At 61.4% G+C, this 13,119-nt stretch carries 11 protein-coding genes; 9 read left to right on the top strand and 2 right to left on the bottom strand.

The window, feature by feature from the left end:
- Positions 1-232 precede the first annotated feature (232 nt).
- A complete protein-coding gene (locus HX613_RS09930) occupies positions 233-1,849 on the bottom strand; it encodes a molybdopterin-dependent oxidoreductase (protein ID WP_235345175.1) in 1,617 nt (538 codons plus the stop codon).
- A gap of 124 nt (positions 1,850-1,973) precedes the next feature.
- On the opposite strand from HX613_RS09930, the gene HX613_RS09925 reads away from it, so the two are divergent.
- The 6 genes from HX613_RS09925 to HX613_RS09900 all read left to right on the top strand — a co-directional run bounded on the left by HX613_RS09925 (position 1,974) and on the right by HX613_RS09900 (position 8,471).
- Positions 1,974-2,474 (top strand): OsmC family protein, encoded by a 501-nt coding sequence (locus HX613_RS09925; RefSeq protein WP_235345174.1) that lies wholly within the window; start codon positions 1,974-1,976, stop codon positions 2,472-2,474.
- Positions 2,475-2,634: 160 nt separating this feature from the next.
- Positions 2,635-3,318, top strand: a complete 684-nt coding sequence (locus HX613_RS09920) for a trimeric intracellular cation channel family protein (protein WP_235345173.1) — start codon at positions 2,635-2,637, stop codon at positions 3,316-3,318.
- 67 nt (positions 3,319-3,385) lie between these two features.
- Positions 3,386-4,249 (top strand): PPK2 family polyphosphate kinase, encoded by an 864-nt coding sequence (locus HX613_RS09915; RefSeq protein WP_235345172.1) that lies wholly within the window; start codon positions 3,386-3,388, stop codon positions 4,247-4,249.
- 162 nt (positions 4,250-4,411) lie between these two features.
- Positions 4,412-5,320: an alpha/beta fold hydrolase gene (locus HX613_RS09910; protein WP_235345171.1), complete on the top strand. Its 909-nt coding sequence runs from the start codon at positions 4,412-4,414 to the stop codon at positions 5,318-5,320.
- Positions 5,317-6,468, top strand: a complete 1,152-nt coding sequence (locus HX613_RS09905; protein WP_235345170.1) for a M20 family metallopeptidase — start codon at positions 5,317-5,319, stop codon at positions 6,466-6,468. Before HX613_RS09910 ends, HX613_RS09905 begins: the two co-directional genes overlap by 4 nt.
- A gap of 110 nt (positions 6,469-6,578) precedes the next feature.
- A complete protein-coding gene (locus HX613_RS09900) occupies positions 6,579-8,471 on the top strand; it encodes a prolyl oligopeptidase family serine peptidase (RefSeq protein ID WP_235345169.1) in 1,893 nt (630 codons plus the stop codon).
- 101 nt (positions 8,472-8,572) lie between these two features.
- Here the strand turns inward: HX613_RS09900 and HX613_RS09895 are convergent, their stop codons facing one another.
- On the bottom strand, positions 8,573-9,310 hold the full coding sequence (locus HX613_RS09895) for a TetR/AcrR family transcriptional regulator (RefSeq protein ID WP_235345168.1): 738 nt from the start codon (positions 9,308-9,310) through the stop codon (positions 8,573-8,575).
- A gap of 182 nt (positions 9,311-9,492) precedes the next feature.
- Between HX613_RS09895 and HX613_RS09890 the strand changes: the two genes are divergently transcribed.
- The 3 genes from HX613_RS09890 to HX613_RS09880 all read left to right on the top strand — a co-directional run bounded on the left by HX613_RS09890 (position 9,493) and on the right by HX613_RS09880 (position 13,112).
- Positions 9,493-11,175 carry an ABC transporter substrate-binding protein gene (locus tag HX613_RS09890; protein ID WP_235345167.1) on the top strand — a complete coding sequence of 561 codons (1,683 nt, stop codon included), beginning with the start codon at positions 9,493-9,495 and terminating at the stop codon, positions 11,173-11,175.
- Positions 11,176-11,259: 84 nt separating this feature from the next.
- Positions 11,260-12,225 carry an ABC transporter permease gene (locus HX613_RS09885; RefSeq protein WP_235345166.1) on the top strand — a complete coding sequence of 322 codons (966 nt, stop codon included), beginning with the start codon at positions 11,260-11,262 and terminating at the stop codon, positions 12,223-12,225.
- Positions 12,222-13,112: an ABC transporter permease gene (locus tag HX613_RS09880; RefSeq protein ID WP_235345165.1), complete on the top strand. Its 891-nt coding sequence runs from the start codon at positions 12,222-12,224 to the stop codon at positions 13,110-13,112. The genes HX613_RS09885 and HX613_RS09880 overlap by 4 nt, the downstream gene beginning before the upstream one ends.
- The last annotated feature ends 7 nt before the right edge of the window (positions 13,113-13,119 follow it).

Genomic DNA, 13,119 nt, shown 5'->3' with positions numbered 1-13,119 from the left:
AACGGTGGTGCGTATCAGCGCACAGCTTTGAAGTTGCCTTCATTGCTCGCTGTGTACTTGTTATTCGCAGCCCGTCTGGTTCTGGATGGGTGAAATTCAAAGATTCTTTTGACTTCTTTTTCACGGAGCCCTCTGCGATATCTTCGGACCTGCGCAGGTCGGCCCCAGTCTCCGCCTGAATGGGGAGTCTGGGGCCGTGACAGTGTGGTCCGGTGCGTGACTGAGGATCGCTCTACTCGACACTGAACTGGATGTGATGGTGACCTGTCGCGGAGTTGGGAATGGACTTCCTGCGCTTCGGGGTCTGGACGTTTCCGTCCTGATCGATCGCACGGACCGTGACGGTATGCAATCCGGAATCGACGTCGCTGAAACCCGTCTTCCACTGACGCCAGGTATCGATATTGACCTCATCGCCGAGTTCTGCCGAGGTCCATTCCCCATCGTCGAGTTTCACATCGACTCGCTTGATGCCGCTGCGCTGCGCCCATGCCGTGCCAGCGACGGCCACATCACCGGCAGGCACCTTGGCCAACGGCTTCGGCACTTCTACCCTCGACGCGACGAGGATGGGCGCCTTGGCATCCCACCCCCGATCAGTCCAATAGGCGGTCTTCTCATCGAAACGAGTGACTTCGAGTTCGGTGACCCACTTGGTGGCCGAGACGAAACCGTAGAGTCCGGGAACGACGAGGCGGGCGGGGAAGCCATGTTCGGGAGGAAGCGGACTGCCGTTCATTCCAACGGCCAGCAGGGAGTCCCGGTCATCGGTGAGGGCTTCGATCGGCGTCGAGGCCGAAAACCCGTCGATCGAATGGGAAAGGACCATGTCTGCGTCCTTGTTCGGGTTCGCCCGGCGCAGCAGCTCACGCACCGGGTAGCCCAACCAGGTGGCGTTGCCGACCAGGTCACCCCCGACGGGGTTGGAGACGCAGGTGAGCGTGATGTGGTGCTCGTCGAGGGGAAGGTCGAGCAGATCGTCCATTGACAAGGTCACCTCCGACTCGACCATGCCATGGATTCTCAGCGACCATTCCTCGGGATCGATGACCGGAGGAGCCAGCGCCGTATCGATGCGATAGAAATCCTTGGGGTCTGTGACGAAGGGTGCGAGGCCCTTGACGTCGGGATGCGCCGAGGTGGGGATCGGTGGGGCTGTCGTCGCCGGCTTCGGGAGCACCAGTTTAGCCACCGCGGCTCCCGCATCCAGAGTCAATGCGGCCACGGTCTGTCCAGCCGCCATCGCAGCGGCACCCGCTGTCCCGATGATGCCGGTGATGATGAAGAAACGGCGACGAGACGGCTCTGAAGCAGGCGTCTCGGTCGAGTCGGATGAGGAAGGTTCGGGTGCAGACGAACCATTGGGACGGGCAGCTGCAGGGAACCTCCGGGGAGCTGCGGGAGCCGTCCCTTTCTCAGTGCGGCTCATTCCAAAGCTCATCAGGAGGCGGAAGACGACCATGCCCAGGGCGAGCCCGATGAGAGTCGGGATGATGTCGACGACGCTGGACTCGGGGCGGATGAGAATGACGATGATGGGAACCAGCCCGGCCACACACAGCAGCGCCGTCGCCAGACGGAGCCGGTGAGAAGCCAGCCATCCGATGAGCCCTCCGAGCACCAGCGCGCCGAGGCCTGTGGTGAGAATGAGGAAGAGCTTGTCATTGGTGCCGAAGAGGTCGATGACGGGTTTGACGAGACCAGTCGGTGCCAGCGGAATGATCGTCTGCCCCAATGCCAGCAGGGGTGCCGCCGGTGGACCGAACGCGCGGGCGATCAGGTCGGCGGCACCGAACAGGACAAGGGTGGCGACGATCCCAGCGAGGGCGGCGCGATATGGTCTTCTCATGTACAGATATTCGGAGCGCAGCGCGTTCCGGATGGGTCAGCCAGGGAGACGATTCGCTCCTGTGCCGCGTCTCGTTCACGAAATTGTCAGTGAACTTGCCGTCAAGCTGACGTAGCATAGTGCAATGACTGAGAACCCAGGATACGCCGAGCCGCAGGCGCCAAGCGGAGACTCGGACGAACCAAGAAGCGCAAGCGCTCCCATCTATACGGCCAAGGTCGAGAACCTCGGCGGGACCTCGGGTGAAGTGCGAGTCGAAGATGGTATGACACTGTCGACGGCCCCCACCTCTCACGCCGATCAGGGCAGCAACCCCGAGCAGTTCCTCGCGATGGCGTGGAGCACCTGCCTCGGCGAAACCCTCAAAGTGGTGCTGGCGGTCAACGACGTTGAAGCACAGTCCCGTGTCCGCGTCGAGGTCGACCTGCACGGTGAGTCCACCGGTGGATTCTACTTTGTACCTCGGGCTTACATCTCCATCGACGGCGTCTCTGAGGCAGACGCGGAGAAGTATGCCGGGCGAGCCCATGCCAGGTGCCCGATCTCGAAGCTGCTCAAGGGACAGGGCAACCCGAGCGTCGAGATCGAAGAATACAAGAACCCGGACAACTTCCAGCTCAGCTGATTCCGATTCCTGCACGGACGAGGACGGCACGCTCCACCTCGGCGCACTGATACTACAGTGGTGACCAGGCGCCGAGGTTGGAGAACCGGCGTCGGCCAATGCTGACCACACGCCGATCGGCGATGGGTGCGCCGTTGACAGGCCGGAAGGGGAGTAAGTCGTGGACGTACAGGAAGCAGTCTTTCTCGCGCTCGACCTCACCGGTACCTTCGTCTTCGCAGTCTCCGGAGTCCTCCTGGCTGCCAGGCGTGGCTTCGACATCACCGGGGGCCTGGTTCTCGGGACGATGACCGGCATCGGTGGGGGCATGATCCGCGACGTCCTCCTCGATCGAGTGCCGAACGCGCTCGGTCAGCCGATCTACTTGGCCCCGCCCCTCATCGCCACACTGCTCATCTACCTCATCGGCAAGCATGTCTCGCGGGCCCGAATCTGGATCGTGACCTTCGACGCGATCGGACTCGCGATCTTCAGCGTCACCGGCACGACGATCGCCCTCGGTGCCGGTGCGACCTACCCGGCAGCACTGCTCATGGGGGCGCTCACGGCCTGCGGCGGCGGACTCATGCGCGATGCCGTCGCCAGTGAGGATCCGGCGATCTTCACCGGCACCGACCTCTACCTGATCCCCGCCCTCTTCGGAGCCGGTGTCACGCTCATCGCCGATGCGACAGGAATCCTGGGTAACGCGGTGTCGCTGATCATCGCCGGGCTCGCGTTCACCTTCCGAATGCTGGCCTGGAGGCTGCAGTGGCGGGTACCGCAGCCGATGCGGCAGTGGTCGTATCGGGAGACCGAACGGAAGATGAAGAGGCTGCCTTCGGTGTTCCGGAAACCCGACTGAAGGCGCAGAGCCCTCGGAGATCACCACAGATATAGACGCTGACCCTCCTGCCTGCAAAGATGAACTCATGAGCGAGAAGACGATGCAGAGTTGGACCGAGGATCCGGAGCCGCTGCTGCGGGCAGGCGAAGGGTTTCGGCTCGATGATGTTGATCCGCGTTCGACCCCCGGCTACGAAGGCAACAAGAAATCCGGACGCAAGGACCTCAAAACCTGCATCCCCGAACTCGACGATCTTCAGGAACGACTCTTCGCGACCCATCATGATGAGGAGTCAGGGCCAGCGGTTCTCCTCGTCCTCCAAGCGATGGACACGGCAGGCAAGGGCGGAATCGTGCGCCACGTCGTCGGATCGGTCGATCCACAGGGCGTGGAGCTCGCCGCGTTCAAGGCGCCGACGAAGGAGGAGCTCTCCCACGATTTCCTATGGCGCATCCGGCCGCGCGTGCCCGGGCCCGGCATGATCGGCGTCTTCGATCGCTCCCACTACGAGGATGTGCTCATCGGCAAAGTCCGCGAGCTTGCCGATGACGAAGAGATCGAGCGTCGCTACGCCGCCATCAATGACTTCGAAGCAGAGCTCGCCGAGGCGGGTGTGCTCATCATCAAGGTCATGCTCAATATCTCCCCGGATGAGCAGAAGGACCGGCTGATGGACCGCCTGGACCGCCCCGACAAGTACTGGAAGTACAACCCGGGTGACGTCGACGAACGCCTCCTGTGGCCCGATTACATGAAGGCTTATCAGGCGGTGTTCGAGCGCACCTCAACTGAGGCGGCTCCTTGGTACGTCGTCCCCGCTGACCGCAAATGGTACGCGCGACTGGCGATCCAGCAGCTCCTGCTGAGTGCGCTGCGGAACATTGACCCCCAGTGGCCGGCTGCGGACTTCGATATCGACATCGAACGGGAGCGACTGGCCGAGAGCTGAGGCTTGGTTTCTGGAAGCCCTCGGGCTCGGTGGTGCTCCAGTGCAGTTCAGCGTTGCCGGCTCCCTATCTTCACCTGCCCTGACCTCTTCCTGCTCATGCGCAATTGAGATAGTCTAAGGAATTGACTAAAGGTTTTTCCAAAGACGGAAGGCGCATGCATCATGCTCGAAGGATTCGATCCGATCGGCAATTCGCGCTCAGGTGTGCGAGTCAGCGGATTGATTGCCGGCTCCGGCCCCCCGGTGCTGTTATTGCACGGATATCCCCAGACGAAGCACATGTGGCATCTGGTGGCACCGGCGCTGGCGAAGCACCACACTGTCGTCCTTGGGGATCTGCGCGGGTACGGCGACTCTGACAAGCCGGAGCAGACGAACGACCGCAGCACCTATTCCAAGCGGGAAATGGCTGCCGACCAGCATGCCCTGATGATGTCGCTCGGTTTCGAGAAGTACTCCGTTGTCGGGCATGACCGAGGAGGACGCGTCGCTCATCGCTTGGGGCTCGACCATCCGGAAGCCGTCGAACGCTTGGCCGTGCTTGACATCGTGCCGACTCTGCATATGTTCGACAACGTGAACCGCGCTATGGCGAGCTCCTATTTCCACTGGTTCTTCCTCGCCCTGGAGAACGGGATGCCCGAAGCTCTCATCAGGGCAGACCCTCTCACCTGGCTGCGCAGTCGATTCGAAGGCCGCAACGCCGGAGGTCGCCAGATCGATCCGGACGCGTATCAGGAATATGCACGGTGCTTCACGAGCCCCGGAGGTGTTGAAGCGTCGACGGCCGACTATCAGTCCGCGGCTACCATCGATCTCGACCATGATCGCGCCGACCGTGATCGCGACCTGAGCCTGAGGATGCCGCTGCTCACTCTGTGGGGAGAGCAGGGATACGTCGGTATGAACTTCGATGTCGTCGAAGTGTGGAAGGGGTATGCCGCCGCAGTTGAAGGTGCAGCGGCACAATCCGATCACTACTTGGCAGAAGAGACTCCAGAATTCGTCATCGCCGAACTCACGGAATTCTTTCATCCGCTTACTGCCACGGACGGACGGCGAAGCTCGTGAACAGCACTCACGGCCGCTGCGAAGACGAGAAGAGTACAGAATCCGAGCTCGTCCACGCACGCCTGCGGACCTTGGTCGAAGTGGAATCTCCCACCGGGCACCGGGAAGGAATCGCCGAATGCTTCTCCCTCATCAGGCACTGGGCCGGTGCGGCACTCGATCGACAGGGCGAGATCCGAGAGATCGACGGCGTCGACCATTTGTACTTCGAGGCCGCCGATCCGGGGGGAATACTTCTGCTGGGCCACGTCGATACCGTATGGCCAGTGGGCACTCTGGACCGGATGCCTTTCACGGTCGATAGCGGGCGCGCTCGCGGCCCCGGCGTCTTCGACATGAAGTCGGGGCTCGTGGCGGCCGTCGGCAGTCTCGAAAGGCTGGCCGCCGAGCGGTGGAGCGGATGCGATGACGTCTCTCTCCTGATCACGGGCGATGAAGAAACCGGATCGATCACCTCCCGAAGGCTCATCGAGGAGGCGGCGGCGCGCTCACGTGCCGTGCTCATCCTCGAGCCGAGCCTCGATGGGGCGGTGAAGATCGCTCGCCGGGGCGCCGGAATCTACCGCGTCGGGATCAAGGGGCGGGCAGCACACGCGGGCCTCGAGCCTGAAAAGGGCGCCAATGCCCTCGCAGAGATGGCGGAGGTCCTCCAGCGGCTCGCGCTCCACTCGGATGAGTCGCTCGGCACGACGGTGTCGCCGACATTCGCCACTGCCGGTACTGCCGTGAACACCATCCCGGAGCTCGCCGAGGTGGCCTTCGACGTCCGTGCCTGGTCCCTCAGTGAACTCGAACGCGTCGACGCCGCTTTCCGGTCGATTCTCCCGCGCAATCCCGAGGTCGCACTGGCCCTGGTCGGGGGAATCAACAGGCCGCCCCTTGAGCGTGAGCACGCCGAGGCGCTCTATCTCCTCGCCCGAGAGGTCGCCGCGAAACTCGGGCAGACCCCGCTCGATGGTGTCGAGGTCGGGGGTGCATCCGATGGCAACTTCACAGCGGCACTCGGCACGCCCACCCTCGACGGACTCGGGCCGCTGGGAAACGGTGCCCATGCCGAACACGAATGGGCGAATCTCGAATCGATCATCGAAAGGGCTGACCTCGTCGCTGGGCTTATTCGGCGCATTCGCGGGCAGACGGACACCTAGCCGATGCGTCCCCGAGACAACTGGGCTGCAGATCTGACTCGCACATCTTTGACTCAGAACCACGCAGCTATCACTGAGAATCACGCCACTATGACCAAAGGGGAGAAGCAATGACCGCTCAAACCGACTCCACCGCATCGACCAATGGACGCAAGACACCGAACTGGGAGATGCGCTTCAACACGCCGTATATGCACACGGTAAGACCGGTGATGGGGAACCCGCACACTGGCCTTGTTATCGAAAACCATCGCCATGGGGTCGAGGGGCGTCTGCTCGCGCCAGAGGCAGGGAGCGCTGATCCAGTGCTGTCCGATATCCTTCCCATTAACGTGAGCTTCGAGTCCTACCTGTCACCCGATGCTCGCTGGGTCATCTCCCTCGATGATGACGGAGGTTCCGAGGTCGGCGGGCTCCTGGCCCGATCAGTCGACGGTGTCGAAAGCGTTCATCTGACTCCAGACCGTGATCCCTACGTCATCAGAGGAATGGAGTTCGCCGCCGACGGGTCGACGCTTCTCGCCACCATCGTCGACGATGAGGGCTTTCACCTGCTGTCGATTCCCGCGCAGCCCTGGGGCGAGGCGGAGGTCATCTGGTCCTCACAGAACGAAGCCTGGTACGGGCACGTCTCCGCCGATGCAAATCTCTTCTCCGCTGACTCGACGAATCACAATCCGGGTTGGCGTCGGACAGCTGTGACCATCGTCGACGCACACTCCGGTGAGGAGATCGCCGTGTGCGACGATATGGGCGAAGGCGGGCCAGTCCGGGCCGTGCGCTTCTCTCCGCTGTTGGGAGACGATCGATTGCTGCTGAGCACCGAAAAGAGCGGCTTCGCCAGGCCGGCGCTGTGGTCACCGTCCACTGGAGACCGGACAGACTATCCCCTGACCGAGTTGGCTGGCGAAGTGCTCGCGCTCGACTGGGCCCCGGAACATTCGCAGATCCTCCTGCTCCACGTCGACGCGGGGATTCATCGCCTCCTCCTCCTCGACACCGACACCGGGGGCATCTCCGTCGTGCGTGAGGGCACCGGCAGCTACGCTGACCCCGATGTGGCCGCAGAATTCGCCTACAGCGCGCAGTCCTACCTCGATCAAGCTGGCGGAGTATTTGTATTCGAGCAGTCATGGAACACTCCTCCAGCGCTCATCAGAATCGATCACCACGGCGAATCGATTTCCGTCATCGATGCACCCCAGCTGCCCGCAGGCGTGCCATTCAACTCTGAACTGGTCAACAGCGCCGATGGCACATCTGTTCAGTTATGGTGGGCGATCCCGGCTGGTGAGGTGCGGGGCACTATCCTGTCCATACACGGCGGGCCCAATCTGGTCACCACCGACCACTACGCTCCCGAGGCGCAGGCCTGGCTGGCAGAGGGCTTCGCCTTCGCTTCGCTCAATTATCGAGGTTCGGTGACATTCGGCAGAGATTTCAGAGAAGGCTTCTGGATCGGATACGGCGACCGCGAGATCGCAGATATACAGGCGGTGATGGACCGCCTGCGGGGACTTGGCGTGGCGGATCCGGTATCGACGTTCGTCACCGGGGCCTCCTACGGCGGTCACCTGACGCTGTTGTCAATGGGCCGACTGCCCGAGTACTTCGCTGGAGGATTCGCCGTGGTGGCGATGGCCGATTGGGCCACTGCATTTGAGGAGATGAACGCCGCACTCAGGCCCGTGTGGGAAAAGGTGCTGTCCAACGGTGAACTGAGCTTCGAGGAGGCCTGTGCGAAGCTCTCGTCCACGAGCTACGTGGATCAGGTTCAAGGGTCAGTCGTGCTGTTTCAGGGAGCGCGTGACTCTCGCACTCCCCCGGCACAAGCGAGGAAGTACGTCGAACAACTGCGGGCGAGCGGGGGAGACGTCTCCATCGAGTGGTTCGATGCCGGTCATACACCTGCGGGTCTGGCCATCGAACACGAATGGTTGGAGCGTGAGCTGTGGTTCGTTACGCTCACCGAGTCCTCAGTGAGGTGGTCCGCCACGCTCTGATCGCTGTGTCGAGTTCCTCCATGCGACGGATTTCGATATTCCTGGGGCGTGACTGGAACTCAGGCGCCGTTCGTCTTGGCTGAGTCCCTCGACCGCGTCCGCTATCTGTTTCCGGCGCCGGGAGCACTCTCCGCAAGTGCTTCTAGACCCCTGATGAGCACTTCGAGACCGGCGTCGAACGTACTGGCATCCCCGATGCCCAGAGGAGGTTGGCCGGCCGCAGTGATGGCGGGATAGTCTTCGGGGTCGAGGCGTTCGAACTGTATTCTCCACGCCAGCTCGTCCTCTCGCTGCACCTGCTCCGGCAGGCAGTGGGAGGTCGCTTCGATGCTTGAAAGCGCGCGCACGTAGTTGCCGAAGACGCGTTGGTATTTGAGCGCGTCTTCATTATTGAATCCAGCATCGAAGAACGCTTTGAGCGTGTATTCCATATTGCTGAACTCGCGAGGCAGGCGAGTGGTTCTAGCCGCCATCTGCGAAGCGAGTTGAGGATAGCGCAAATAGTGTTCGTGGACGACACGTGCGGCAATCCGCAGATTCTCTCTCCAGTCCCCGGTGGGCACAAGAGCACCGAGATAGGAACGGTCGCGCAGGGAATCGATAAGCGCGAGGACCAATTCGTCCTTGTCCTTGAAATGACGGTACATCGATGTCGGGTGAGCCCCGAGTTCGGCTCCGAGTGATTGGAATGTCAGTCCATCGAGGCCGTCGCGCTCAGAAATCACCTTTGCGGCGTCGAGAATGACGGTGCGGTTGAGCGAATCGCGTTTGCGCCTAGTGCGGACCGGGGTATCGGATGTCGATCGTGTGCCGTCCTCGGATGTGCCGGGATTCGTCAAGGTTCTCCCATCGTCGTGTGTGTCCTCAAGGATAACCGCAGTCGGGATGAACAAGAAGATCGTTTGCCCAATAGATAGTCACTGATATTGACTAACACTATTGCTATCTCTTCGATTCGGGATTAATCTGTTGCTACGACATGGCACTGTAAGCAGTGGGGCCATGGTGGAAAGGAACTTCAATGACGAGTTTCACCCGACCGCGAGGCAGGAGACGTCTTCGTACAGCGGCGGCCGCAGGCCTCGCGTTCGCGCTCGGTCTCACCGCGTGCTCGACTGGCGACGGCGGCCTCGACCAGAACATCTCGGACGACGAGCAGATCGTCATCGGTGCCGAACAGGAACCCGACTGCGCAGACTGGATCGCTACATGTGCCGCAAACATCTGGGGCTCCTACACGATGCGGATCCCCACTCTTCCACGCGCCTTCGAGTCCCGGAAGACCGATGGTTCCTGGGAGCTGGTCCCCTCTGATCTGCTGACCGGTGAGCCGAGAGTAGCCATCGCAGAGGGCGGGAAGCAGACGATCACCTATCGCATCAATCCCGAAGCTCAGTGGTCCGATGGAGAACCCATCACCGGTGAAGACTTCGTGTACACCGGCCTCCAGATCCGGGACGGCGATGACATCTTCGACAAGAGCGGGTACTCGCTCATCGAATCTATCGGCGCTCCGAACGAGAGGACCGCAGTCGTCACGCTCAAGACCTCGACCGGCTCATGGAAGAAGCTCTTCAGCGGCGACTACTCTGTCCTGCCCAGTCACATCCTCAAGAGCGAGGACCGCGCCGAGATGATGAAGGACGGCTATGACTTCTCCGGCGGTCCCTGGAGGATCGAGTCCTGGGTCAAAGGGGTCTCAGTGACACTGGTGCCCAATGACAATTACTGGGGCGAGAAGCCGAAACTCAAGAAGGTCACCTTCCAGTTCATCACCGACACCGCGGCTGCCTTCCTCGCGCTCAAGAGCGGTCAGGTCCAGGCGCTGTTTCCGACGCCGCAACTCGACGCGATGAGTCAGATCAAGGCTGGCGTCCCGAACACGAACATCGATGTCGACACCGATTCTGGAAACCTGGAGGCCCTGTGGATCAACAATGCGGCTTTTCCCTTCGACAGCTTGGCGGTGCGACAAGCCTTCGCCCATTCGATCGACAGGCCCGCGATCGTTGAGCGACTCTACGGACAGATCGGGGTCGAGCAGGTGCAACAAAGCTTCCTCACTCCACTTAACGACATCTACGCCCGGGAAGACTTCTCCCGATACACCAGAGACCTGGAGAAGGTTGAGAAACTCATGACGGATGACGGGTGGCGCAGGAACGAAGAGGGAATCTGGGAAAAGAACGGAAAACCCGCTGAGTTCCGCATCACCACGCAGTCAGGGAACCAGCGACGCGAATTGGCCGAACAGATTCTCCAGAAGCAGGCAAGTGAAGCCGGTTTCTCCATGAAGATCGCCAACGTCGCAGGCGCCGATCTGTTTTCAAGCGTCGCGCCGAAGGGGGACTTCGAGGTCGGACTATGGACGATCATCGACACCGTACCCGAGCCCGATCTCGGCTCCTCATTCAGGTCGGACGCCATCCCCGGTGACGACAATGGATTCTCAGGCATCAACTTCACCCGGGCGAACATCCCGGGAGCTGACGGACTCCTCAACACCGTTGCCCGCACGACGGACGACAAGGAACGGATCACGAAGTCCCATGCAGCCGAAAAGCTCATCGCTGAGGCTGTTCCCGGAATCCCCATCGACACGGTGCCGAACATCGTCATGACCAGCAACAGGGTCAATGGGCAGGTCGAGATCAACCCCGCAGAAGGACCCTTCTGGAACCTGGAGGAGTGGACCCTTGATTGACAGCTCAGCTATTTGTGAAGCCACAAAGATCAGTGTCGGCATCGCACTCGACTGTCCTGGATCCGGAGAGGCCCGGGAATCATCATGATCACTTATGCGCTGCGCCGACTGGCCTACTCGATCCCGGTCATCCTCATCGCCTCGTTCCTGCTCTTTTGGGCTGTCCGTCGAGCCTTCGACCCGCTGAGCAAGCTCCGGCTGAACCAGGATCAGACAGCGATCGCCCGAGAGACCGAACGACTGGGTCTCGACAAACCTATCCCGGAGCAGTATCTCCTCTGGTTCAAGGGCTTTGTGACAGGGGACTGGGGGACCAGCACCCGCACGGGCCGTGACGTTCTCGACATGATAGCCGGCGCCGCCGGACCGACCGTCCAGCTCATCTTCTGGGGAGTTCTCCTCGGTGCGGTCATAGCGATAGCGGTGGGAACGTATTCGGCGGTCAAACAGTACAGCGCAGCCGACTATGTGTTCACCGGAGTGTCCTACATCGGAATTGCCCTCCCCGCATTCTGGTTCGGGCTCCTGCTCATCCAGATATTCGGGGTGTGGCCGGTACAGATATGGAATCTGGCCGACCCGCCGCTGTACTTCGTGGGACTTCACTCGGTAGGCCGTTCCGATCTCGGGGATTACCTACGCCACCTCGCCCTTCCCGTGGTGACGATGACGATCACTCTCGTCGCCAGTTGGAGCAGATATGGGCGAGCTTCGATGCTTGATTCGCTCACCAGTGATTATGTGCGCACGGCGCGGGCAAAAGGGGTGCCGAAGCGTCAGGTTGTCATCAACCATGCCCTCCGTAACTCCCTGGCACCCTTCGTCACCGTGGTGTTCCTCGATGCGGGCATCCTCCTCGGCGGGCTCGTCGTCACCGAACAGATCTTCTCGATCCCAGGGATGGGCAAGCTCCTGCTCGATTCCCTGCTCGCCGGCGATGCCCAGCTGCTGTTGCCGTGGATGATGCTCGTCGCCATCACCATCGTTGTCTTCAATCTTCTGGCGGATCTCAGCTATGCCTACCTCGACCCGAGAGTGAAGTTGTCATGAGAGCACAATCAGTGGCCGAGTCCACCAAGACCACCAGATCATTCGTCGGTCAGTGGACTCTCTTCCGACGCCGGTTCTTCCGGCATAGGCTCGCCGTCAGCGGACTCGTGGTGCTGGCGATGCTCGTCATCGCCTGTTTCGGTGCTCCGTGGTTAGCCCCCTTCCAGGAGAATCACCAGGACCTCATCACCGGGTCCACTGGTCCGAGTGCGGTGCATTGGCTGGGTACGGACGAGCTGGGTCGAGACTTCCTCAGCCAACTGCTCTATGCCGGGCGGATCTCGATGTCGGTCGGCCTTGGTGTGGGCGTGCTCTCAACCATTGTGGGGGTCCTCCTCGGTTCCCTGGCCGGATACTTCGGCGGCTGGGTGGACGAACTCATCATGCGCCTCGTCGATCTCTTCCTCGTCGTCCCTCCGATCGCGATCCTCGCTCTCGTGCTCCAGGGATTCGGCAGCACATCGGCGACAATCGTACTGGCCCTGAGCGCACTGGGCTGGACCGTCATCGCACGTGTCGCAAGATCCCAGGTGCTCTCACTGCGGGAGAAGGAGTTCGTCGATGCGGCGATCGTTCTCGGAGCCTCTTCGATGCGAGTGATCGTGAGGCATATGATCCCCAACCTCGCCGGAGTCATCGCCGTGAATGTCTCCCTCGCAGTAGCGGCGGCGATCATCACGGAATCGACCCTGAGCTTTCTCGGTTTCGGAGTCCAACCCCCGGACTCGAGCTGGGGCAACATGCTCAGCCAGGCCGCCGGTCTGCTCGGCACCCCGCAGGTGCATCTGCTGCTCTACCCCGGCCTGCTCATACTGATCACGGTGCTGTCGGTGAACTTCATCGGCGACGGGCTCCGTGACGCCCTCGATCCACAGACGAAACGATGAGGCCCGC

It is taken from the genome of Brevibacterium sp. UCMA 11754 (genome assembly GCF_021532275.1).
Lineage (GTDB): Bacteria > Actinomycetota > Actinomycetes > Actinomycetales > Brevibacteriaceae > Brevibacterium.
Note: the sequence above shows the minus strand (reverse complement) of the source record. Positions and strands in the feature narration are given on the sequence as shown.